The organism is Streptomyces sp. NPDC034086, assembly GCF_055575515.1.
The window spans coordinates 86,541-111,791 of sequence record NZ_JBVISM010000018.1 but is presented as its reverse complement, the minus strand read 5'-3'; the positions used below and the strand labels follow the sequence as shown (position 1 = coordinate 111,791).

Genomic DNA, 25,251 nt, shown 5'->3' with positions numbered 1-25,251 from the left:
GGTCAGGGCAATTACGCGGCGGCGAATGCTTGTCTGGACGCGTTGGCCGAGCAGCGGCGGGCCGACGGACTGCCCGCCACCTCCCTCGCCTGGGGAGCCTGGGGGGACAGCGGCCTCGCCACCGGATCCGACGCCGTCACCGCCCGCATGCGCCGCGGCGGCCTCCTGCCGATGGCCCCCGACCTGGCCGTCACCGCACTCCAGCAGGCACTGGACCGCGACGAGACCACCCTCGTGGTCGCCTCCGTCGACTGGGAACGCTTCGCGGCGGCCTTCGTCACCGGCCGCCCCAGCCCGCTCCTGACGGGCGTACCCGAGGCGCGGACCGTACTCGAGGCGCTGGAGGAGGGCCGGGCCACCGGCGGCTCCCTGCGGGACACCCTCCCCGGCCTGCCCGCCGAGGCGCAGGAACGGGCCCTGCTCGAGCTGGTCCGTACGCACGTGGCGGCCGTCCTCGGTCACGCCACCCCGCACGAGGTCGCCCCCCGGCGGGCCTTCCGCGAGGCGGGGTTCGACTCCCTGACGGCGGTGGAACTGCGCAACCGGCTGAGCACGGCCACCGGCCTGGCCCTGCCCGCCACCGTGGTCTTCGACCACCCCGACCCGGCCGCGCTCGCCGGCCACCTGCGCTCCGAGCTGTGCGGGGAAGCCGGCGCGGACGGCCCGTCCGCGCTGGAGGAGTTCGCCCGCTTCACACGCGCACTGGACCGGCTCGAGCCGGGCACCGGCGAGCACACCACGATCATGCGGCGGCTGCAGGCCCTGCTGGCGCAGGGCCGGGAGGCCTCCGGCCATCCGGACCGCGCCGCCGGCGCCGACGCGTACGAAGCGGCGACCGACGACGAACTGTTCGGCCTGCTCGGCGAGAAGTTCGGCATCTCATGAGCAGCGCCGCCCGCCCCGCCGCCGCCCGCCCCTCCGCCAGGGAGAACCCTCACGTGTCCAACGAAGAAAGACTCCGCCACTTCCTCAAGCGCGTCTCGGCCGAGCTGGAGCAGACCCGGGAACGCCTGCGCGAGAGCGAGGACCGGGACGCCGAGCCGATCGCCGTCGTCGCCATGAGCTGCCGCTTCCCCGGCGGCGTCCGGAACCCCGAAGACCTGTGGCGGCTCCTCGTCTCGGGCGGCGACGCCCTGTCCGGCTTCCCCACCGACCGGGGCTGGGACCTGGCGGGCCTGCTCTGCGACGACCCGGAGCGGGCCGGCGCCTCCCACGCCCGCCGGGCCGGATTCCTCGAGGGCGCGGGCGACTTCGACGCCGCCTTCTTCGGGATCTCCCCGCGCGAGGCCCTCGCCATGGACCCCCAGCAGCGGCTGCTGCTGGAGACCTCCTGGGAGGCCTTCGAGTGCGCCGGGATCGCCCCGGACACCCTGCGCGGCAGCCGCACCGGCGTGTTCGTCGGCACCAACGGGCAGGACTACACCCCCGTGGCCGTCCACTCCGCCGACGACCTGGCCGGGCACATCATGACCGGCAACGCCGCCAGCGTGCTCTCCGGCCGCCTCTCCTACGTCTACGGCCTCCAGGGGCCCGCCGTCACCGTCGACACCGCCTGCTCCGCCTCCCTCGTCGCCCTGCACCTGGCGGGCCAGGCGCTGCGCCGCGGCGAGTGCGAGCTGGCCCTCACCGGCGGGGCCACCGTCATGTCGACACCCACCCTGTTCGCGGAGTTCAGCCGCCAGGGCGGGCTGGCCCGCGACGGCCGCTGCAAGGCCTTCGCGGCCGCCGCGGACGGCACCGGCTGGGGCGAGGGCGCGGGCATGCTGCTGCTGGAGCGGCTCTCCGACGCCCGCCGCCACGGCCACCCCGTCCTCGCGGTGATCCGCGGCTCCGCCGTCAACCAGGACGGCGCCTCCAACGGCCTGACCGCCCCCAACGGCCCCGCCCAGCAGCGCGTCATCGAGGAGGCCCTCGCCCACGCCCGCCTGACACCCGACCAGGTCGACGCGGTCGAGGCGCACGGCACCGGCACCACCCTCGGCGACCCCATCGAGGCGCAGGCCCTCATCGCGGCGTACGGGCAGGACCGCCCGGCCGGCCGGCCGCTGCGCCTCGGGTCGGTCAAGTCGAACATCGGTCACACGCAGGCCGCCGCCGGCGTGGCGGGCGTCATCAAGATGGTCCAGGCCATCCGCAACGGGGTCCTCCCGCGCACCCTGCACGTGGACGAGCCCACCCCCCGGGTCGACTGGTCGGCCGGCTCCGTGCGGCTGCTGACGGAGAACCTCGACTGGCCCGCGCCGGAGGGGCGGCCGCGCCGCGCCGGCGTGTCCTCGTTCGGTATCAGCGGCACCAACGCCCACGTCATCCTGGAGCAGCACACGCCCGACCCCGAGCCGTCCGCGCAGGACGACCGGAGCCCCGCGACCGGCGCCGCCCCCGCCGACCCAGCGGCCCCCGCCGCCGCCGGGACGCCCGTCCTCGCGGTGCTCTCCGCCCGCGAGGACGAGACGCTGCGCGCCCAGGCCGCCCGCCTCCACGCCCACCTCCAGGCCGGCCCGCACCTGTCCCCCCGCGACGTGGCCCACTCGCTCGCCACCACCCGCGCCACCTTCGACCGCCGCGCGGCCGTCGTCGCCGACGGCCGCGACGCCCTCCTGAAGGGGCTGGCGGCGCTCGCCGACGGCACTCCGGACCCCGGCGTCCTGCACGGCAGCGCCGCCCCCGGCGGGCTGGCGTTCCTGTTCACCGGCCAGGGCGCCCAGCGCGCCGGCATGGGGGACGAGCTGTACACGGCGTTCCCGGTCTTCGCGCAGGCCCTCGACGCGGCCCGCGCCGCCCTGGACGCACACCTGGACCGCCCGCTGCGGCAGGTGGTGAGCGGCGGGGCGGAACTCCTCGACCGCACCCGGTACACCCAGGCCGGGCTGTTCGCCCTGGAGGTGGCGCTGTACCGGCTCTTCGAGTCCTGGGGCGTACGCCCCGACTTCCTCCTCGGCCACTCCGTCGGCGAACTGGCCGCCGCCCACGTCGCCGGCGTGCTGACCCTCCCCGACGCCGCCACGCTGGTCGCCGCCCGCGGCCGGCTGATGGAGGCGCTGCCCGGGGGCGGGGCGATGGTCTCCGTCCGGGCGGCCGAGGACGAGGTGCGCGCCCTGCTGACGGCCGGCGCCGACATCGCCGCGGTGAACGGCCCCCGCGCGGTGGTCGTCTCCGGCCCCGAGGACGCGGTCGCGCGGACCGCCGGGCTCCTGGAGGCCGCGGGCCACCGCACCAAGCGGCTCAACGTCAGCCACGCCTTCCACTCGTCGCTGATGGAGCCGATGCTCGCCGAGTTCGGCCGCATCGCGCGGACGCTCACCTTCCACCAGCCGTCCGTCCCCATCGTCTCGAACGTCACCGGACGCACCGCCGACCCGGCCGAACTCGCCGGGCCCGCGTACTGGGTCCGGCACGTCCGCGCGGCCGTCCGCTTCCACGACGGCATGCGCCACCTGGAGGCCCGGGGCGTACGCCGCTTCCTCGAGCTGGGCCCCTCCGGCGTGCTCGCCGCCGCCGGACAGGACTGCGTGAGCGGCCCCGGCGCCGTCCTCGTACCGGCCCTGCGCCGCGACCGGCCCGAGCGGGAGACCGTCACCGCCGCCCTGGGCGAGCTGTTCGTGCACGGTACGGCCCCGGACTGGACCGGCGTCTTCGCCGGGCACCCCGTACACCGGGTGCCCCTGCCCACCACGGCGTTCCGGCGCACCCGCTACTGGGCCCGCCCCGGCGAGAGCGCCGGCCGGCCCGCCGCCGGCGCCCAGGACCCCGCCGCCGGCCTCCAGTACCGCATCGAGTGGCAGCCGTTCGCCGCCACCCCCGCCGCCCCCGCCCCCGAGGGCACCTGGCTGGTGGCAGGCCCGCGCCCGCGGGAACTCGACCTGGTCACCGGGGCGCTCGCCGCCCGCGGAGCCACCACCGCCCGCCTGGACCTGACCCCCGGCACCGGCCACGACCGCGAGGCCCTGACCGTCCGCCTGCTCACCGCCCTGGCCGCCGCCGACCGCTGCGCGGGCGTCCTGCTCCTGCCCGCCGACCCCGGCGACCCCGGCCTGGACGCCGCCCTGCGGCTGCACCAGGCCCTCGGAGACGCCGGAACCACCGCACCGCTGTGGTGCGCCACCCGCGGCGCGGTCTCCACCGGACCCGGCGACCGGCCCGCCGACCCCGGCCAGGCACAGGTCTGGGGCCTGGGCCGGGCCGCCGCCCTGGAAACCCCCGCCCGGTGGGGAGGGCTCGTCGACCTCCCCGCGGAGCTCGACGCCCCCGCCCTCGACCGGCTCGCCGCCCTCCTGCTGGCCGGCGCCCCCGCCGGGACCGGCGCCGAGGACCAGCTGGCCATCCGGCCCGCCGGCGTCCTCGCCCGCCGGCTGGTCCGCGTACGCAGGACCTCGGCCGCCGTCACGCCCTGGCGTCCCTCCGGCACCGTCCTGGTCACCGGCGGCACCGGCGCCCTCGGCGGCCACATCGCCCGCTGGCTCGCCGCGTCCGGCGCCGCACACCTGCTCCTGACCAGCCGCCGCGGCGAGCGGGCCCCCGGCGCACGCGAACTCGCCGCCGAACTCACCGCCGCGGGCACCCGCGTGACCCTCGCGGCCTGCGACGCGGCCGACCGGGAGGCGCTCGCCGCGGTGCTCGACGCGGTCCCCGCCGACCTGCCCCTGACGGCCGTGGTGCACACCGCCGGGATCCTCGACGACGGCGTCATCGACTCCCTCACCCCCGAACGGTTCGCGGCGGTCCTGCGCCCCAAGGCCGACGCGGCCCGCAACCTCCACGAACTCACCGCCGGACTGGACCTGTCGGCGTTCGTCCTGTTCTCCTCCTTCGCCGGCGCGGTCGGCGGCTCCGGCCAGGCCAACTACGCGGCCGCCAACGCCTTCCTGGACTCCTTCGCCGACCAGCGGCGCGCCGACGGACTGCCCGCCACCGCCGTCGCCTGGGGCGCCTGGGCCGAAGGCGGCATGGCCGAGGACGAGGCGGCCGTCGGCGAGCGCCTGCGCCGCCACGGCATCCGCCCGATGCGGCCCGCGCACGCCATCGAGGGACTCCAACAGGCCCTCGACCACGGCGACGCCTGCCTGGCGGTGGCCGACATCGACTGGGCCCTGTTCGCCCCCGGCTTCACCACCGTCCGGCCCAGCCCGCTCCTCACCGGCATCGAGGAAGCCCGCCCCCGCACCACCGCGGAACCCGACTGGCGCGAACGCATCACCCTGCTCCCGGACACGGAACGCGCCGCCGCCCTGTTGGACCTCGTACGCACCCAGGCCGCGGCCGTCCTCGGACACGGCGGTCCCGGGGCGGTCACTCCCACCCAGCCCTTCCGCGAACTCGGCTTCGACTCCCTCACCGCCGTCGACCTGCGCAACGTCCTCGGCGCCCGCACCGGGCTGGACCTCGCCACGACCGTGGTCTTCGACCACCCCAGCCCGCAGGCCCTCGCGGAGCACCTCGACGCCGAACTCGGCGGCACCGCCGCCGCCCGCCTCCTCGCCGACCTCGACCGCGTGGAGGACGCCCTCGCGGTCCTCGACGCCCCCGACGTACGGGCGGAGGCCGTGACCCGCCTCCAGAACCTGCTGGCCCGCGCCGGCGCGGGATCCGGACCCGGCGCCGGCGCGGACGGCGCGACGACTGCCGACACCCGGCCGGCCTTGGACACGGCGGACGACCTTTTCGCCTACATCGACCAGAAATACGGGACCCGCTGACATGGTGAACGAGACCAAGCTCCTGGAATACCTCAAGCGGGTCACGGCCGACCTGGACGAAGCGAACCGGCGGCTGAAGGACGCCGAGGACCTCAGCCACGAGCCGATCGCCATCGTCGGCATGGGCTGCCGCTTCCCCGGTGGCGCGCACTCCGCCGAACAGCTGTGGACCCTCCTCGCCGACGGCACCGACGCGCTCGCCCCCTTCCCCGACGACCGCGGCTGGGACCTCGCCGCGCTCTACGACCCGGACCCCGACCGGGCCGGCACCAGCTACGTCCGGGAGGGCGGCTTCCTCGCCGGCGCCGCCGACTTCGACCCCGCCTTCTTCGGCATCAGCCCGCGCGAGGCCCGCGCCATGGACCCCCAGCAGCGGCTGCTGCTCGAGGTCGCCTGGGAGGCCCTGGAGCGTTCCGGACTCGACCCGGCCGCCCTCCGCGGCAGCCGGGCCGGCGTCTTCGTCGGCACCAACGGCCAGGACTACGGCACCCTGTTCGGCCCGGCCCCGGAAGAGGGCCTCGAAGGCTACGTCGGCACCGGCAACGCGGCGAGCGTCCTCTCCGGCCGGCTGTCCTACGTCCTCGGGCTCGAAGGCCCCGCCGTCACCGTCGACACCGCCTGCTCGTCCTCCCTGGTGTCCCTGCACCTGGCCGCCGAGGCGCTGCGCCGCGGCGAATGCGCCCTGGCCCTCGCGGGCGGCGCCACGGTGATGGCCACCCCCCGGGTCTTCGTCGAGTTCAGCCGGCAGCGCGGGCTCGCCGCCGACGGCCGCTGCAAGCCCTTCGCCGCTGCCGCGGACGGCACCGGCTGGGGCGAGGGCGCGGGCCTCCTCGTCCTCGAACGGCTCTCCGACGCCCGGCGCAACGGCCGCCCCGTCCTCGCGGTCCTGCGGGGCTCGGCGGTCAACCAGGACGGCGCCTCCAACGGGCTCACCGCCCCCAACGGCACCGCCCAGCAGCGCGTCATCCGCCAGGCCCTGGCCAACGCCCGGCTGTCCCCGGACATGGTCGACGCCGTCGAGGCCCACGGCACCGGCACCAGGCTCGGCGACCCCATCGAGGCGCACGCCCTGCTCGCCACCTACGGCCGCGCCCGCACCGCCGACCGGCCGCTGTGGCTGGGCTCGGTCAAGTCGAACCTGGGCCACACCCAGGCCGCGGCCGGCGTCGCCGGGGTGATCAAGATGGTGCTCGCCATCCAGCACGGCACCCTGCCCAAGACCCTGCACGTGGACGAGCCGACCCCGCACGCGGACTGGTCGGCCGGCGGCGTACGCCTGCTGACCGAGCCCACGCCCTGGCCCGAGACGGGCGGACCGCGCCGCGCCGGCGTGTCGGCCTTCGGCGTCAGCGGCACCAACGCCCACCTGATCGTCGAGCAGGCCGCCCCCGAGGACGCCCGGCCCCAGGACCGTACGCACGAGCCGCGCGCGCCGCGCACCGCCGCCGCCCCGTGGCTGCTGTCGGCCCACACCCCCGGGGCGCTGCGCGCGCGGGCCGCCCAGCTCCGCTCGTACGCACAGGACCACCCGGAGCTGGACCCCGCCGACCTGGCCCACTCCCTCTCCCTGTCGACGCCCTTCGCCCACCGGGGCGTGGTGCCGGGAGCCGACCGGGAGGACCTCGTCGAGGGCGTGGCCTCGGGCGGCAAAGCCGCCTTCCTGTTCTCGGGGCAGGGGGCGCAGCGTGCGGGGATGGGGCGTGAGCTGTACGACGTCCAGCCGGTGTTCGCGGCCGCGTTCGACGAGGTGTGCGCCCACTTCGACGTCCCGTTGAAGGAGATCGTCTTCGGGGGCGGGGAGGAGGTTCACCGCACCGAGTTCACCCAGCCGGCCCTGTTCGCGCTCGAGGTGGCGTTGTACCGGCTGGTGGAGTCCTTCGGTGTGCGTCCGGACTTCGTGGCGGGTCATTCGATCGGTGAGATCGCGGCCGCGCATGTGGCGGGGGTGCTGTCCCTGGGGGACGCGGCGCGTCTGGTGGCGGCGCGCGGTGCGCTGATGGGCGCCCTGCCGCAGGGCGGGGCGATGGTGTCCGTCCGCGCCGGTGAGGACGAGATACGCCCGCTGCTGTCCGCCGAGGTGGACATCGCGGCGGTCAACGGGCCCTCTTCGGTGGTGATTTCGGGCGCCGAGGCGGCTGTCCTGGAGGTGGCCGAGCGGCTGGCCGCCCAGGGGCGCACGACCAAGCGCCTCACCGTTTCGCACGCGTTCCACTCGCCTCTGATGGAGCCGATGCTCGAGGCGTTCCGCGAGGTCGCGGAGACGCTGGAGTACGCGGCCCCGTCCGTTCCGGTCGTCTCCAACGTCACCGGCGGGCAGGTCGAAGAGTTCACCGCCGACTACTGGGTCGAGCACGTCCGGTCCGCCGTCCGCTTCGGCGACGGCATCGCCCACCTCGCCGCGCAGGGGGTGGAGCACTTCCTGGAGCTCGGCCCGCAGGGCGTGCTCGCCGCCATGGCGGGCGAATCCCTCCCCGAGGCCTTCTCCGGGCTGCTGACGCCCGTCCTGCGCAAGGACCGGCCCGAGCCCGAGGCCTTCCTCGGCGCGCTCGCCGAGGCCTGGACCCGCGGCCTCCCCGTCGACTGGGCCCCGCTGCTCCCCGGACGCCGCGTCGGCCTGCCCACGTACCCCTTCCAGCGGCAGCGCTACTGGCCCGGCACGACCGCGCCCGGCGACGTGGCCGCCGCGGGCCTGGGACCGGCCGACCACCCCCTGCTCGGAGCCATGGTGACCCTGGCCGAGGCGGACCAGGTCCTGTTCACCGGCCGTCTCTCCCTGCGGACCCACCCCTGGCTCGCCGACCACGCCGTCCTGGGCACCGTGTTCGTCCCCGGCACCGCCTTCGTGGAGCTGGCCGTCCGCGCCGGCGACCAGGTCGGCTGCTCCCGCCTCGAAGAACTCACCATCGAGGCGCCGCTGGTCCTCCCCGAACGGGGCGCGGTCCAGATCCAGGTCGGAGTCGGACCCGCGGACGCGGACGGCCGCCGCTCCCTGACCTTCCACTCCCGCGGCAGCGACGTGCCGTGGACCCGGCACGCCACCGGCACCCTGACGGCCGCCCCTTCCCCGGCCGCCACCCCGCCCGCCGGCCCCGACCTGAGCGAATGGCCCCCCGCGGGCGCCGAACCGGTGTCCGTCGAGGGGCTCTACGACCACCTCGTCGAGGTCGGCTTCGGGTACGGGCCCGCGTTCCAGGGGCTGCGGGCGGCATGGCGCCGCGGCGAGGACGTGTACGCCGAGGTACGGCTGCCCGCGGAGGCCGAAGCCGCCCGCTTCGGCCTCCACCCCGCCCTGCTGGACGCCGCGTTGCACGCCGTCGGGCTCGGTGACTTCGTCACCGACGGCGCCGCGAGCCTCCCGTTCTCCTGGCGCGGCGTGACCCTCCACGCGGCCGGCGCCGCGACGCTCCGGGTACGGCTGTCGCCGGCCGGCCCCGACAGCGTGTCCCTGGAGGCCGCCGACCGGACGGGCGCCCCGGTGGCCACCGTCGAGGCGCTCGCCCTGCGCCCGGCCGCGGCCCGGCGCACCCACCGGCACCGCGACTCCCTCTTCCGCGTCGACTGGGCCGCCCTGCCCCGGCCCGCCACCCCCGCGCAGCCGGCCGGAGCGCCGCCGCGCTGGATCACCTCGGCCGCCGACCTGGCCGCGCTGGACACCGTCCCCGACGCCGTGTTCGTCCGCTGCCCCCGCACCGGCGACGACCTGGTCCCCGCGGCCCACACCGGTGCGCACCGCGTCCTGGAACTCCTCCAGACCTGGCTCGCCGACCCCCGGTGCGCCTCCTCGCAGCTGGTCCTGGTGACCCGCGGCGCCCTGGCCGTCCGGCGGGGCGAGACGGTCCGCGACCTCGGCCAGGCGCCGCTGTGGGGCCTCGTCCGGTCGGCGCAGGCCGAGAACCCGGGCAGCTTCCGCCTGATCGACGTCGCCACCCCGGAAGGCGCCCCGGACGACGCCCCGGACGACCCGGCCGCCCTGAACGCCCTCCTGGCCCTCGACGAACCGCAGCTCGCGCTCCGTGACGGCACGCCGTACGCCCCCCGGCTGGCCCGGGTCCCGGCCCCCGCCCCCGCCGAGCCGCGGTCCTGGGACCCCGACGGCACGGTCCTGATCACCGGTGGCACCGGCGGCCTCGGCGCCCTGCTGGCCCGCCACCTGGTGGCCGGGGGCGCACGCCACCTCGTGCTGGCCGGCCGGCGCGGCCCGGCCGCCGAGGGCGCCGGCGAGCTCGCCGCCGAACTCACCGCGGCCGGCGCCCGCGTACGGATCGAGGCCTGCGACGTCGGCGACCGCGCCGACCTGGCGCGGCTGCTCGCCCGGATCACCGCCGAACGGCCGCTGACGGCGGTCGTGCACGCGGCCGGCGTCCTCGACGACGGCGTCATCGGCTCGCTGGCACCCGACCGGCTGGACACCGTACTGCGCCCCAAGCTCGACGCGGCCTGGCACCTGCACGAGCTGACGCGGGACGCCGGTCTGGCGGCGTTCGTGCTGTTCTCCTCGGCCGCCGGCGTCTTCGGCGCCCCCGGGCAGGCCGGCTACGCCGCCGCGAACGCCTTCCTCGACGCGCTCGCCCAGCACCGCGCCGCGCAGGGCCTCAGCGCCGTGTCCCTGGCCTGGGGCCTGTGGGCGGAGGGCGGCGGCATGGGCGGGCGACTGGCCGACGGCGACAGCCGGCGCATCACCGGCTCCGGCGTCGGCGCCCTGTCCGCCGCCGACGGCCTGGACCTCTTCGACCTCGCGGGCGGCCTCGACGAGCCCCTCCTCGTCCCCGCCCGCCTCGACCTCGACCCGCCGTCGGGCGCGGCGCGGAACGCCACACCCCCCGCGCTGCTGCGCGGCCTCCTCCGCGGGCCGGCCCGCCGGACGGCCGCGTCCGGCCCGTCCGCCCCACGGGCCCGGTGGACCGGACAGCAGCTCGCCGAGCTGGTCCGTACGCACGTCAGTGCCGTGCTGGGCCACGCGAGCACGCGGACGGTCGACCTCGGCCAGGCGTTCACCGAGCTCGGCTTCGACTCCCTCACCGCGGTCGAACTCCGCAACCGGCTCACCACCGAGACGGGCCTGCGGCTCTCGGCCACCCTCATCTTCGACTACCCCACCCCGGCCGCCCTCGTGGAGCACCTGCGCGCGGCACTGGCCGGGGCCCCGGCCGCCGACGCGGCCGCCCCGGCCGCCGTCACCCCCGGCGCCGGTACCGAGGACCCCATCGCGATCGTCGGCATGAGCTGCCGCTACCCCGGCGGAGTGCGCTCGCCCGAGGACCTGTGGCAGCTGGTGGCCGCGGGCGGCGACGGCATCGCGGCGTTCCCCACCGACCGCGGCTGGGACCTGGACGGGCTCTTCGACGCCGACCCCGACGCGGCCGGCCGCTCGTACGTCAGCGAGGGCGGCTTCCTCTACGACGCCGCCGAGTTCGACGCCGGCTTCTTCGGGATCTCGCCCCGCGAGGCCCTCGCCATGGACCCGCAGCAGCGGCTCCTCCTGGAAACCGCCTGGGAGGCGTTCGAACGCGCCGGCATCGACCCGACGTCCGTGCGCGGCACCGCCACCGGCGTGTTCGCAGGCGTCATGTACCACGACTACGCCTCCCGCCTGGGCGAGGTCCCCGAGGGCATCGACGGCTACCTCAGCACCGGCAACGCCGGCAGCGTCCTGTCCGGCCGCATCTCCTACGTCCTCGGCCTGGAGGGCCCGGCCGTCACCGTCGACACCGCCTGCTCGTCCTCCCTGGTCGCCCTGCACCTGGCCGCCCAGGCCCTGCGGTCCGGTGAGTGCGCGATGGCCCTGGCCGGCGGCGCGACCGTGATGGCCACCCCCAACACGTTCGTGGAGTTCTCCCGGCAGCGCGGCCTGTCGTCCGACGGCCGCTGCAAGTCCTTCGCCGCGGCCGCCGACGGCACCGGCTGGGGCGAGGGCGCGGGCATGCTGCTGCTGGAGCGGCTCTCCGACGCCCGCCGCAACGGCCACCGGGTCCTGGCCGTCGTCCGCGGCTCTGCCGTCAACCAGGACGGCGCCTCGAACGGGCTCACCGCCCCCAACGGGCCCTCCCAGCAGCGCGTCATCCGCCAGGCCCTCGGCAACGCAGGCCTGGGCGTCCGGGACGTCGACGCCGTGGAGGCCCACGGCACCGGCACCAGGCTCGGCGACCCGATCGAGGCGCAGGCCGTGCTCGCCACGTACGGCCAGGACCGGCCCGCGGACCAGCCGCTGTGGCTGGGCTCCCTCAAGTCCAACATCGGCCACACCCAGGCAGCCTCCGGCGTCGGCGGCGTCATCAAGATGGTCGAGGCGATGCGCCACGGCGTCCTGCCCCGCACCCTCCACGTCGACGAACCCACCCCGCACGTCGACTGGACGGCCGGCGGCGTGCGACTGCTGACCGAGCCCGTGCCGTGGCCCGAGACCGGGCGGGTCCGCCGCTCCGGGGTGTCCTCGTTCGGGGTCAGCGGCACCAACGCCCACGTGATCGTGGAACAGGCCCCCCTCGACCACGCCCCCCTCGACCACGCGCCCCTCGGCCATGCCGCCGCCGTGCCCGCCGCCGCCGGGCCCGCCGCCCTCCGGCCGGCCCCCGCACCGGGTACGGCACTGCCGTGGGTGCTGTCCGCCAAGACCGGCGAAGCCCTGCGCGCGCAGGCCCGCAACCTCCTCGCCGCCCTCGGGGGCCTGACCGCGCCGCGGTCCCCCGAGGACGAGCCCCACCACCGCCTCGCCGACATCGGCGGCTCCCTCGCGACCTCCCGCGCCGCCCTGGAGCACCGGGCCGCCGTGGTGGCCGACGACCCCGCCGCCTTCGCCGAAGGGCTGACGGCCCTGGCCGGGGGCGAGCCCTCCCCGCGCCTGCTGCGAGGATCGTCGCGCACCGCCGCGAAAGCCGTCTTCGTCTTCCCCGGCCAGGGCTCCCAGTGGGCGGGCATGGCCCACGGCCTGCTCGGCTCCGCACCGGTGTTCGCCGACCGGCTGGCCGCCTGCGAGCGGGCCCTCGCCCCCTACGTGGACTGGTCGCTGCGCGAAGCCCTCACCGACGAGACCGCCCTGGCCCGGGTCGACGTGGTCCAGCCCGCCCTGTGGGCGGTGATGGTCTCCCTCGCCGCGCTGTGGCGCTCCCACGGAGTGGAACCGGCCGCCGTGGTCGGCCACTCCCAGGGCGAGATCGCCGCCGCCTGCGTCGCCGGAGCGCTCACCCTCGACGACGCGGCCCGCGTCGTCGCCCTGCGCAGCAAAGCCCTCCTGGCCCTCTCCGGCCGCGGCGGCATGGTCTCGCTGCCGCTGTCCCGCGAGGAGGCCGCCGCGCACCTGGGCGAGCGGCTGTCGCTCGCCGCCGTCAACGGCCCCCGTTCCGTGGTGGTCTCCGGGGATCCCGAGGCCCTCGACGCGGTACTCGCCGGCGTCGAGGGCGCCCGCCGGATCCCCGTGGACTACGCCTCCCACTCCGCCCACGTGGAGGAGATCCGTACGGACGTCCTGGACGCCCTTGCCGGGATCACCCCCCGCCCGGCCGAGATCCCGTTCCTGTCCACGGTCGACGCCGCCTGGCTGGACGGCACCGAACTGGACGAGCGGTACTGGTACCGCAACCTCCGCCAGAGCGTCCTGCTCGCCGACGCCACCGACACCCTCGTCGACGCCGGCTACGGCGTGTTCATCGAGGTCAGCCCGCACCCCGTGCTCGTCCACGGCCTGCCCGACACGGCGCTGGGCTCCCTGCGCCGCGGCGACGGCGGCCCCGGCCGCTTCGCGGCCGCCCTCGCCGAGGCGCACGTCCACGGCGTGCCGGTCGACTGGGACACCGTCTTCCCCGGCGCCCGGCGGGTCGACCTGCCCACCTACGCCTTCCAGCGCGAGCGGTACTGGCTGGAGGGCACCGCTGCCGCGGGCGATATGGCCTCCGCGGGCCTGGATGCGGCCGGGCACCCGCTGCTCGGCGCGACGGTGACGGTCGCCGGCTCCGACGAACTCCTGTTCACCGGCCGCCTGTCCCTGACCGCGCAGCCCTGGCTGGCCGACCACGCGGTGGCCGGAACCGTCCTCCTGCCCGGCACCGCCTTCGTGGAACTGGCCCTGCACGCCGGCCTCCGGACCGGCCACCCCCACCTGGAGGAACTGACCCTGGAAGCCCCGCTGGTGCTGCCCGAGCGGGGCGGCGTCCAGGTCCAGCTCGCCGTGGGCCCCGCAGGCCCGGACGGCCGGCGCACGGTCACCGCGTACGCCCGCCCCGCCCAGGAGGACGGCGCACCCTGGACCCGCCACGCCACCGGCGTCCTGTCCGCCGCCCCGGCCACCTCCCCCGTGCCCGCCACCACCGGCGGCCAGTGGCCGCCGGCCGGCGCCGAACCCCTGGACCTGACCGGCTTCTACGAAGGGCTCCACGCCACCGGACTCGGCTACGGGCCCGCCTTCCAGGGCCTGCGCGCCGCCTGGCGGCTCGGTGACGAGGTGTACGCCGAGGTCGGCCCCGGCCAGGGCCCGCAGGAGGCCGCGCGCGGCTTCGGCCTCCACCCCGCCCTCCTCGACGCCGCCCTGCACGCCGTGGGCCTCGGCTCCTTCCTCGACGGCCCCGGCGTCCGCCTCCCCTTCTCCTGGAACGGCGTCCGCCTGCACACGGCCGGCGCGCGCACCCTGCGCGTCCGGCTGAGCCCCGCGGGCGGCGACGCGGTCTCGCTCACCGTCACCGACGCGGCCGGCTCGCCGGTGGCGACCGTCGACTCACTGGCCCTGCGCCCGATGGCCACGGAACACCTCGCGCACCAGGACACGCTGTTCGCGGTGGACTGGGTCGCGGCCCCGGTGGCCCTCGCGGCCGAGCCGCTGCCCGCGGGCACGGTGTGCGAGGTGGACACCTCCGAGGGTGTCCGTCCCGCCCTGCACCGGGCCCTGGAGGTCCTGCAGGGCTCCCTGGCGAGCCCCGGGGAGCAGCGTGTGGTGTTCGTGACCCGGGGGGCCGTGGGTGACGGCGCCGGTGATCCGGCGGGTGCGGCGGTGTGGGGTCTGGTGCGTTCGGCGCAGTCCGAACACCCGGGCCGTTTCCACCTCCTGGACCTGGAGGACGGGCACGTCGACCCGGGCCCCTATCTGACCTGCGTGGAGCCGCAGCTCGCGGTGCGCGGGGGACAGGCACGGGTCCCGCGCCTGGTCCGCGTCCCCGTTCCGGGCTCTGGGGGTCTGTCGTTCGCCGGGGGCGGGACGGTGCTGATCACGGGCGGTACGGGTGTTCTGGGGCGGGCGGTGGCCCGGCATCTGGTGAGGGTGCACGGCGTTCGCCATCTGCTGCTGGCCTCGCGTTCCGGTGGTGGCGGGGATCTGGTGGCCGAGCTGTCGGGGCTGGGTGCTTCGGTGAGGGTCGCCGCCTGTGACGCGGCCGACCGCGAGGCCCTGGCCGCCCTCCTGGCCACCGTCCCGGACGGGCATCCGCTGACGGCTGTGATCCACACGGCGGGGGTCCTGGATGACGGGGTGATCGAGTCTCTCACTGCGGATCGTTTCGAGGCGGTGCTGCGTCCGAAGGCGGATGCCGCCCTCAACCTTCACGAGCTGACGGCCGGTCTGGAGCTGTCGGCGTTCGTCTTGTTCTCGTCGGCCTCGGGTCTGCTGGGTGCGCCCGGTCAGGGCAATTACGCGGCGGCCAATGCCTATCTGGACGCTCTGGCCCAGTACCGGCGTTCTCTGGGTCTGCCCGGTGTCTCCCTGGCCTGGGGTCTGTGGGCGGAGCGCAGTGGGATGACCGGTGCCCTCGAGGCGGGTGACGTCGACCGCATCCGGCGCGGCGGCATGGCCGCCCTCACCACCGAGGAGGCCCTCACACTCCTGGACGCGGCCCCCGCACACGACCGGGCCCTGGCGGTGCCGATCCGCCTGGACCTGCCCGCGCTGCGCACCCGAGCCCGGCACGAGGCGCTCCCGCCCCTGCTGCACGGCCTGGTACCGGCCCCGCTCCGCCGGACGGCGGGCGGCCCGACGGCCGTACCCGTCGTGGACCCGGAGGACCTGCCGGCCCTCGTACGGGCACACACGGCGGCCGTCCTCGGCCACAGCTCCGCCGACCGGATCGAACCGGACCGGAAGTTCCTGGAGATGGGCTTCGACTCGCTGACCTCGGTGCGGCTGCGCGGCAGCCTCAACACCGCGACCGGCCTGAGACTGTCCGCCACGGCCGTCTTCGACCACCCCACCCCCGCCGACCTCGCCGAGCACATGCGCGGCGAACTCGCGGCGGCCCGGACTCCGCGGACGCGGGAACCCGTACGGCCGCCCGAGCCGGCGCAGCCCATCGCCGCGCTCTACCGGCAGGCCTGTGCGGACGGCAAGGTCGAGGAGGCCACCGGCCTGCTCGTGGCGGCCTCCCTGCTGCGCCCGTCCTTCACCGCGGACGGCACGGACCGCGCCCCGGCACCGGTCACCCTGTCCGGCGGCACCGGCGGCACCGGCGGCACCGGCGCTCCGGCGCTGATCTGCCTTCCCTCGGTCACCGCGCTGTCCAGCCCCCACCAGTTCGCCCGCTTCGCCGCGCCCTTCCGCGGCCACCGGGACGTCCACGTCCTCCCGCTCCCCGGCTACGGCGAGGGCGAGCCGCTGCCCGCCACCGCCGGCGCCCTCGTCGCGCACGCGGCCGCCGCGGTCCTGCGCCTCGCGGACGGCGCACCGTTCGCACTGGCCGGGTACTCCTCGGGCGGCTGGCTCGCCCAGGAGGTCACCGCCCACCTCGAACGCGGCGGAGCCGCCCCCGCCGGGCTGGTGCTGCTCGACACGTTCCTGCCCGGCGACGCGGCCCGGCCCGCGTTCCGTTCCCGGATGACGGAGGCCATGTTCGAACGGGAGGACGCCTTCGGCTGGATGACCGACCTCAGGCTCACGGCCATGGGCGGCTACTTCCGGCTCTTCCCGGCCTGGCGGCCCACCGCCACCGACGTCCCGACGCTGCTCGTCAGGGCGGGCCGTTCCCTGGCCGACGGCGGGGACCACCAGGCGTCCTGGCCGCTGCCCCACACGGCGGTGGACGTGCCGGGTGACCACTTCACGATGATGGAGGACGACGCGCGGGCCGCTGCCGCCGCCGTCGACCACTGGCTGACGGAGACCGTGGCATGACGACCCGCACCGCACCCGCACCCCGCACCGGCCTGGGCCGCGAGGTCTGGAAGGCCGCCACCGTCGTGATCGTGGGAGCGACGATGTCGTTCCTGGACTCGACGATCGTCAACGTCGCGCTCACCGCGCTCGGTACGGACTTCCGCGCGCCGCTGAACACCGTCCAGTGGGTGGTCACCGCCTACCTCCTCGCCGTCGCCGCGGTCATCCCGGTCTCCGGCTGGGCGGCCCGCCGCTTCGGCGCCCGCCGCACCTACGTGGCGGCCGTCGTCCTGTTCACCCTGGGCTCCGCGCTCTGCGCGGCCGCCCAGGACGCCGGACAGCTCATCGCCTTCCGCGCGGTCCAGGGCCTCGGCGGCGGCCTGATCATGCCCGTGGGGCAGATGATCCTGGCCCGCACGGCCGGGCCGCGGAACATGTCCCGGGTCATGGCGACCGTGGGCGTACCCATCGTGCTGGCCCCGGTCTTCGGCCCCTTCATCGGCGGGCTGCTGCTGCACTACACCGACTGGAGGTGGATCTTCCTGGTCAACCTGCCCGTGGGCGCCGCCGCCGTCCTGTGCGCGGTGTGCCTCCTGCCGGCCGACCGCCCCGAGGCGGCCCCGCCGCTCGACGTCCCGGGCCTGGCCGCGATCTCCACCGGCATGGCCGTCCTCACCTACGGCCTGGGCGGCACCGACACCGGTTCCCCCACGGTGCCCCTGCTCTCCGTCGCCGCCGGCACCGCCCTCCTCGTCCTCTTCACGGTCCGTACGCTCCGCACCGCCCACCCGCTCTTCGACATCCGGCTCTACCGGGACCGGGTCTTCCGCGCCGCGTCCCTCACCACGTTCTTCCTCTCCATGGGCATGTACGCGGGGATGGTGCTGATGCCGCTGTACTTCCAGGACCTCCGGAACGAGGACCCGGTCGCCACCGGTGTGCTGCTGGTGCCGTCGAGCATCGGCGCGGCGGCGGCCACCTGGCTCTCGGGCCGGGCCGCCGAACGCCTCGGCACCGGCCGGACCGCCCTCGTCGGCGCCGGCCTCAGCCTGGCGGCGGCGGTGCCGTTCGTGTTCGCCGGCACCGACACGCCCTACGCGGTGATCGGGACGGCCATGACCGTCTCGGGGTTCGGTGCCGGCCTGTCCGTCATGCCCGCCATGACCACCGCGTTCCGCGGCCTCGACCCGCAGAAGATCAGCGACGCCTCACCGCAGCTGAGCATCCTGCAACGGCTGGGCGGTTCGCTCGCCACGGCGGTGCTCGTCACCGTCCTGCAGAGCGGCCTCGACGGTGCGGAGGGCCGCCCGCGAGAGAAGGCCTCCGCCTTCGCCGTCACCTTCGGATGGTCCCTGGCCCTCGCCGCCGCGGCCGTGCTGTCCGCCGTCCTGCTCGTCCGGGCCCAACGCCGTCCGGCCGCCCCCGAACCCACCCGCTGAGGGGATACCGCATGCCCGTCACCACAGAGCCCGCCTCCACGGAGACGACGGCCTTCCTCACCCGGCTCAACGAGGAGGTCCTGCTCCACCGGATCGACGCCCTCGACGACCAGATCATCGGCCTGATCGCCCACCGCGCCGCCCTCGTCCACGAGGTCCAGCGCGACCGGACCGCCGCCGGCGGCCCCGGTACCCGCCTGTCCCGGGAGACCCAGGTCATCGCCCGGTACGGCAACAGCCTCGGCCGCCCGGGCGTCGAGCTGGCCCTCCTCCTGCTGAACCTGTGCCGCTACCGCGGCAGAGGCTCGGCGGCCGCCGCCCAGGCGGCCCGCCACTCCTGAACCCGCGGTGAGGGGCCGGCGGCCACGTCGGCCCCCACCCACCCGGTCACCGGCCGCGGCCCGTGCAGCGCGTTGGTGACCCACACCTCCCGCCCGCTCAGCTCCGCCGCCCGCACCCGGCACCGCCGCACCGGGATCCCCAGCGCGCCCGCGCGCCGCACCGCCCACGCCGCGGTCACCCCCGGCAGGACCGGCAGCCCCGGATCGACGACGCACAGCACGTCCCCGTCCCACCACACCAGGTTCGCCGTGGCCGTCTCCCGTACGACGCCGTCGTCGCCGACGAGCAGCGCGTCATCGGCGCCCGCCGCGACGGCCCGCGCCCGCAGCGCCCCCAGCGCGTACAGGTCCGGCCCCTTGCGCCGGGGCGCGCGCCGCGGATCGTCGCCCCCGGTCCACAGGCGGACCGCGTCCGTCCGCGCGGGCGCCACGCGCAGCCGCAGCAGCAGCCGTCCGCCCACCAGCTCCACCCGGGGGAACCAGCACCCCCGCCGGGGCAGCGCCCGGACGACTGCCTCCGGGAAACCCTCCAGTCCCGGCCCGCCCGCCTCGGCCACGGACGCGCCGAACCGCCGCCAGTGCGCGGCCGGTTCCCGTACCCGCCCCTCCTCGACGAGCCAGGAGTCGGCCACCTCCGGCTCCCCCGCCATCCGGCCCTCGACGAGCCCTCCCGGCCCGTACAGGAGGACCCGCTCCCCGCTTCCACCGGCACCCGCCGACCCCGTTCCCATGACGTGGAGCATAGAACGCCGCACGCCCCCTTGCGTACGCCGTACCCATTGCGCGTACAGTGTGCGCAGCACTGGAACGGTGTACGCGCCGAGTGGGCCTCATCAACGGGACGCACCGACGAAGGACGAAAGGGAACGACCCATGGAAACCAGGAACCCCCGCCGCTGGTGGATCCTGATCGTGCTGTGCCTGAGCTCACTGGTCCTCGTGGTCGACTCCATGGCCCTGACCGTCGCGGTCCCGGTCCTGACCACGGATCTCGGCGCGAGCGCGCAGGACACCCAGTGGATCCTCGACTCCTACATCCTGGTCTTCGCCGGGCTCCTGCTCACCTCCGGCAGCCTCAGCGACCGCTTCGGCCGGCGCCTGGTCATGCTGGTCGGGCTGGTCCTCTTCGGCGCGGCGTCCCTGGCCGCGACCTACTGCTCCAACCCGGGCGAGGTGATCGCCGTACGCGTCGCCATGGGCGTCGGCGGCGCGCTCATCATGCCGTCCACCCTCTCCATCCTCATCACCGTCTTCGAGGAGGACGAGCGGCCCAAGGCGATGGCGGCCTGGGGCTCGGTCTCCATGCTCGGCCTGGTGGGCAGCCCCGTCCTCGGCGGCGTCCTGATCGACCACTTCTCCTGGCAGTCGATCTTCTTCATCAACGTCCCGGTCGTCGTCCTCGCCGTGATCGCCGCCCTCACCCTGATGCCCGAGTCCAAGGGCCCCTGGCAGAAGCCCGACCCGCTGGGCGCCGTCCTCTCCGCCGTCGGCATGACCGCCCTGGTCTGGTGGATCATCGAGATCCCGAAGCACGGCGCCTTCGAGGGCCGCTCCTCGCTCACCCTCGCCGTGGCCGCGGCCTGCCTCGCCGGGTTCGTGATCTGGGAGAACGTCACCCCCTCCCCGATGGTCCCGCTGGTCCTCTTCAAGAACCGCAACTTCAGCGGCGGTTCGCTCTCCCTGACCCTCGTCCAGATCGGCAACGGCGGCCTGCTGCTGGTCCTGACGCAGTACCTGCAGTTCGTCCTCGGCTACTCGCCCCTCAAGGCGGGCCTCGCCTTCGTCCCGCTCGCCGTGGCCGCCCTGATCGGCAACGGAGCGGGCGCCGGCCTCGCCTCCAAGGTGGGCAACCGTCCCCTGATCGTGGGCGGCATGATCGTGATGGCCGCCTCCTTCGCCCTGCTGACCACCGCCTCCCCCGACTCCGGCTTCACCGTCCCGGCGGTCGCCCTGGGCCTGCTCGGCCTCGGCGCGGGCGCGGCCATGCCGGCCGCCGTCGGCGCCCTGATGGCCACCATCCCCGAGGAGAAGGCGGGCGTCGGCTCGGCCCTCAACGACACCATCGGCCAGGCCGGCAGCGCCCTCGGCATCGCGATCCTCGGCTCGCTCCTCGCCTCCGGGTTCGCCGCCGAGATGCCGGCCGGACTGCCCGAGCAGGCCAGGCACTCCATCGCCGGGGCCCTGGCCGTCGCCGGCACGGACCAGGGCATGGTGCGCACGGCCCGCGAAGCCTTCGTCAGCTCGATGTCGACGACCTTCACCATCAGCGCCGCCGCCATCCTGGCCGCCGCGGTCCTCGCCGTCGTGGTCATGCGGGACCAGAAGAAGGCCGCGCCCGCCCCCTCCGCCCCCTCCGCGCCCGCGGCCGCCTGACCGGCCCCCGCCACTCCATACGAGGAGGCCCGCGCCCCGAGGGAGCGCGGGCCTCCTCGCGCACCGCGCGGCTCAGCGGCCGGGAGGCGCCACGGCGGGGCCGGCGGCCGCCCGGCGGTGCCGGGGCCGCCGCGGGGCGTCACGGCCTGTCGAAGGTGTAGAACCGCCGGTGCTCCAGCAGGTCGGCCGGGGTCACGTCGTTCCACGGGGGCAGCGCGTCCCGCAGGTCGATCACGTTCGGCGTCCGGGTCGCGGGCCGGTAGCCGGCCTTCGGGTTGCGGGCCTGCCAGTCCGCCCACAGCTTGTCGATGAAGGCGTGGTGCAGCCAGAACACCGGGTCGTTGGGGGAGGCCGCGGAAGCCGTGCGGCCGCCCACCCACACGTGCACCCGGCTGTGCAGGCTGGCCCCGCGCCAGCCCTCCAGATGGTTGCGGAACCCGCTCGAGGCGCTGTTCCAGGGCGCGGTGTCGTACACCGGCATGGCGAGCACCGCGTCGACCTCGGCCCTGGTCGGCAGCTGCGGCGCCCCCGACCCGAGGACGCGCCGCAGGTAGTCGCGCCGGTCCACGCCCACCGTCACGGCCCACTTCCCGCCCGTGGAGGCGAAGGGCCCGTCGAGCACCCGCCCGTCCCGGCCCCGCCGGGTGCCGCCCATGCAGTCGGCCGCCCCCACGGCCGGACGGGCGCGTCTGCCGGGCCGGCGGCCGCCGGTGGACTACAACGGAGGGCGTGCGCGAGAGCGAGGGACGGCCCGGACGACGCCGGCTTATCCTGGGCCTGGCCGCCGCCGCGGTCACCGCACGGCCCGGCCCGCCCGCCCGTGCGGCCGCGCGCGCCGACGGCCCCGTGCACCGGCCGCCCCCGGACGGCGGCCTGGACGTCACGGCGGAGAACGCGCTCCCCGGCTCCCCGGACTGGCGGATCACCCGCCCCGGCCCGGCCCGCGCCGTCGAGGGCTTCGCCGAGCGGGTCTCCCTGCGCCCCGGAGAACCGCTGGGCCTGAGGGTGTCGACCACCTCCGCCTCCTACACCGTCTCCGCCTACCGGACGGGCTGGTACGGCGGCGCCCGGGCCCGCCTGGTGTGGCGCTCCGCCCCGCTCCCCGGCGTCCGCCAGGCGCCCGCCACCACGGACCCCGCCACCCGCACGGCGAGCGCCCCCTGGCACCGGACGGCGCTGGTGGACACCTCCGGCTGGCCGGAGGGCGCCTACCTGCTGCGCCTGGACACCACCGACGGGCTGGCCCAGCGGTTCGTGCCGGTCACCGTACGCTCCGCCGTCACGGCCGGCCGCACCGTACTCGCGCACGCCGTGGCCACCTGGCAGGCCTACAACCGCTGGGGAGGCGCGGACCTGTACCGGGGCAGGACGGGTGACAAGGCGTCGAGGTCCCTGCGGGTCACCTTCGACCGCCCCTACGCGAACAGGCACGGGGCCGGCCAGTTCCTCGTCTACGAGGCACCCGTGGTCGCCCTCGCCGAACGGCTCGGCCTGCCCCTCGCCTACGCCACCGGCATCGACGTGGCGCGGGACCCGGAACTGCTGCGCGGAGCCGCCGCGGTGGTCTCCATGGGCCACGACGAGTACTGGAGCCCCGAGCAGCGCCGCCACGTGACCCTCGCCCGCGACACCGGCACCAACCTGGCCGTGCTCGGCGCGAACTGCTGCTACCGGCGGATCCGCCTCGAGGCGTCCCCGGCCGGACCGGACCGGACCGTCGTCTGCTACAAGGACGACTACGCCCAGGACCCCGGCTACCGGCGGGGATCCCCGCCCACCCACGACTTCCGGCGGGCACCCGCCGCCGACCCCGAGAGCGCGCTGCTCGGCGTGATCTACGACGGCTACCCCGTCGACGCCCCCTACGTGGTGACCCACCCCGGGCACTGGCTCCTGGAGGGCACCGGAGCCCGCGCCGGCGACAGCTTCCCGCACCTGGTGGGCGTCGAGTACGACCGGGTGAACCCGCGCCACCCCACCCCCCGCCCCATCGAGGTCCTGGCCCGCTCCCCGGTCGTCCGCAAGGGCCGTGCCTCGTACGCGGACACCGCCTACCTCACCCTGCCCGGCGGCGCGGCCGTCTTCGCCACGGGCACCATGCGCTGGGTCGAGGCCCTCGACGCGACCGGGCCCGCCGGCGGCAAGGCCAACCACGGCCTGGACGCCCGCGCCGGCCACTTCACCCGCACCGTCACCGCCAACGTCCTGCGCGCCTTCGCCCGCGGACCGGCCGGCCGGACCAGGCCCGCTCGGGACAATCTGGACATTCTCCCCGGCGCGTAACCCCATCCGCCACCGGCCGCGGCAGTACGGTCCTCCCGCGGCTTCCGCCACCACCTCACCACCACCACGTCAGGGGATGCGCGTTGCGTCGACTCACCGTTGCCCTCACGCTGCTGGCCACCCTCGCCGCCGGCGCCCCCGCGGGCTCCCGGGCCCTGTCCGCCGACCATGGCACCGGCGCCCACCACCGGGGCACGAACATCCTCGTCGTCGGAATCGACAGCCGCGCCGGCCTCTCCGCCGCCGAGAAGCGACGGCTGCACGTCGGCGGCAAGGGCTGCGACTGCACCGACGTCATGATGCTCGTCCACCTCTCCGCGAACGGCCGCCGCGCCAGCGTCGTCTCCATCCCGCGCGACTCCTACGTCCAGTACCCGCTGCCCGGCCCGCCCCGCTTCGGGAAGATCAACGGGGCGTACGCGATCGGCCGCGGACCGCTGGCCGTGCGCACCGTCGAACAGGTCACCGGCCTCCACGTCGACCACTACCTGGAGACCGGGTTCACCGGCTTCGAGCAGACCGTCGACAACCTCGGCGGCGCGACCGTCTGCACCGACCGGCCCCTGCGGGACGAGGGTTCCGGCCTCGACGTCCCCGCCGGCGTCCACCGCACCGACGGCAACCGGACCCTGCGCTACGTCCGCGCCCGGCACGTCACCAGCCGGCCCGGAGACCTCGGCCGCGTCCGCCGCCAGCAGCGCACCGTCAACGACCTGCTGGCCCGCCTCACCGCCGAAGGCGCCCTCTCCGGCCCCCTCAGCACGGCCCGTACCGCCCGCACCCTCCTGAAGACCGTCCGCACCGACGACCGCACGGACCTGCGCGACCTCGTCCGCATCGGCTGGGCCCTCGGCCGGCTCCGCCCCGAGCGCACCGAGTTCGCCACCGTCCCCATCCGCCTCTTCGACCACCGCGTCCCCGGCGTCGGATCCACCCTGGTCTGGCACGAGTCCCGCGCCGCCGCCCTCTGGGACGCCCTCGCCGAGGACCGCCCCATCACCGGCGACCCCCGCATCCAGCCCGTCCCCGAAACCCCCGCCGACACCAACCCGGCCGGCATCAGGGTCCGCGTCGACGAGCCCGCCGTGGCCGGGGCCCTGACCCGGGGCGGCTTCCAGGTCACCCCCCTGCCCGCACCCCCCGTACGGCCCCCGGGCCCGCCCGCCATCACGTACGCCCCCGGCCGGGAAGCGGACGCGGCCACCCTCGCGGCAGCCCTCCCCGGTGCCCGCCTCCACCCCGACCCGGACCAGGACCAGACCTTCGACGTCACCGTCGGCACCACCCCGGCCCGGGTCAGGACGGTGACCTACGACCGCAACAAGGCGGACGGCGCCCCGGTCACCGCGGACGCCCTGCGCTGCCCCACCACCCCCGGGCCGTCCCGGCCCACGGGCTGAACGGGGACGAGGCCCCCCGGGAACACCCGCGGTGCGGGGGAGGGGCCGGCCGCGCACGGCGGTCCCTCACCACCGCACCCCCAGGTCCCGCGCCAAGGCCCGTACGTCCTCCCGCGCACCGGGCCCGAGCAGGTGCCGGACCCGGCCGAGCAGGACCAGCAGGTCCGGCCCGTACGCGGCCCGGAAGGCGGCGTCCTCCGCCGCGAGGTCCAGCTCGTTGGCCGCCGTCAGCTCGGCGAAGTCCCGCCGGGCCCGTTCCCCCGGAACCAGGCCGCGCCCGCCGTCGAAGCGGTCGGTGAACACGGCACCGGCCCGCCCGAGACCCGGGTAGGTCGCCCCCCGGTCGCACGCGGCGTACAGGTACACCACACCCTCCGCCTCGGCTCCGATCGCCTCCACCACCTCCGGACGGCGCTCCAGCGGCAGCAGCGCCACGGGGAAGCCGTCGGTCCCGTACACGGCGTGGCACAGCCCCGCCAGCCGGAGCGCCGGCCGCGCCCCCCACGAGGCGAGCCGCCCCCGTACCCGCAGCAGGTGGGCCCGCAGGTCGCCGCCCGGATGGGGAACCCCCTCCGCCCCGCACCGCCGCAGCAACTCCAGGGCCCGCTCGTCGGCGGACGGCACAGCGGTCATCGAACCCTCCCGTGGTCGGCACCC

At 76.3% G+C, this 25,251-nt stretch carries 10 protein-coding genes and 1 pseudogene; 8 read left to right on the top strand and 3 right to left on the bottom strand.

Annotation, left to right across the window (positions count from 1 at the left end):
• The 5 genes from ACZ514_RS28840 to ACZ514_RS28820 all read left to right on the top strand — a co-directional run.
• Positions 1 to 885, top strand: an 885-nt coding sequence (locus ACZ514_RS28840; protein ID WP_469126041.1) for an acyl carrier protein, incomplete at its 5' end; no start/stop codon positions are given.
• Between the two features lie 53 nt (positions 886 to 938).
• Positions 939 to 5,693, top strand: coding sequence for a type I polyketide synthase (locus ACZ514_RS28835; protein WP_469126040.1), 4,755 nt, complete (start codon positions 939 to 941; stop codon positions 5,691 to 5,693).
• A gap of 4 nt (positions 5,694 to 5,697) precedes the next feature.
• The gene (locus tag ACZ514_RS28830) at positions 5,698 to 16,776 is read left to right on the top strand and encodes an SDR family NAD(P)-dependent oxidoreductase (RefSeq protein ID WP_469126044.1); all 11,079 of its coding nucleotides are present in this window, start codon (positions 5,698 to 5,700) and stop codon (positions 16,774 to 16,776) included.
• Entirely contained in the window at positions 16,773 to 18,197 is a 1,425-nt protein-coding gene (locus tag ACZ514_RS28825) for a DHA2 family efflux MFS transporter permease subunit (protein WP_469126039.1), read from the top strand. Before ACZ514_RS28830 ends, ACZ514_RS28825 begins: the two co-directional genes overlap by 4 nt.
• Before the next feature lie 11 nt (positions 18,198 to 18,208).
• Positions 18,209 to 18,538 (top strand): chorismate mutase, encoded by a 330-nt coding sequence (locus ACZ514_RS28820; RefSeq protein ID WP_468170364.1) that lies wholly within the window; start codon positions 18,209 to 18,211, stop codon positions 18,536 to 18,538.
• Here the strand turns inward: ACZ514_RS28820 and ACZ514_RS28815 are convergent.
• Positions 18,487 to 19,269: an aminotransferase class IV gene (locus tag ACZ514_RS28815; protein ID WP_468170361.1), complete on the bottom strand. Its 783-nt coding sequence runs from the start codon at positions 19,267 to 19,269 to the stop codon at positions 18,487 to 18,489. The genes ACZ514_RS28820 and ACZ514_RS28815 overlap by 52 nt on opposite strands.
• A gap of 142 nt (positions 19,270 to 19,411) precedes the next feature.
• Here ACZ514_RS28815 and ACZ514_RS28810 point away from each other — a divergent pair, with 142 nt between their 5' ends.
• Complete coding sequence (locus ACZ514_RS28810; RefSeq protein WP_468170358.1) at positions 19,412 to 20,911, top strand: MFS transporter; 1,500 nt, start codon at positions 19,412 to 19,414, stop codon at positions 20,909 to 20,911.
• Positions 20,912 to 21,050: 139 nt separating this feature from the next.
• Here ACZ514_RS28810 and ACZ514_RS28805 read toward each other — a convergent pair.
• Positions 21,051 to 21,572: pseudogene (locus tag ACZ514_RS28805) on the bottom strand (tyrosinase family protein); the annotation flags it as partial.
• Between the two features lie 68 nt (positions 21,573 to 21,640).
• On the opposite strand from ACZ514_RS28805, the gene ACZ514_RS28800 reads away from it, so the two are divergent.
• Positions 21,641 to 23,194, top strand: coding sequence for a N,N-dimethylformamidase beta subunit family domain-containing protein (locus ACZ514_RS28800; RefSeq protein ID WP_469126038.1), 1,554 nt, complete (start codon positions 21,641 to 21,643; stop codon positions 23,192 to 23,194).
• A gap of 83 nt (positions 23,195 to 23,277) precedes the next feature.
• A complete protein-coding gene (locus ACZ514_RS28795; RefSeq protein WP_469126037.1) occupies positions 23,278 to 24,594 on the top strand; it encodes an LCP family protein in 1,317 nt (438 codons plus the stop codon).
• Between the two features lie 66 nt (positions 24,595 to 24,660).
• Here ACZ514_RS28795 and ACZ514_RS28790 read toward each other — a convergent pair whose 3' ends face one another.
• Positions 24,661 to 25,227: a DUF6817 domain-containing protein gene (locus ACZ514_RS28790; RefSeq protein ID WP_469126036.1), complete on the bottom strand. Its 567-nt coding sequence runs from the start codon at positions 25,225 to 25,227 to the stop codon at positions 24,661 to 24,663.
• Between the last annotated feature and the right edge of the window lie 24 nt (positions 25,228 to 25,251).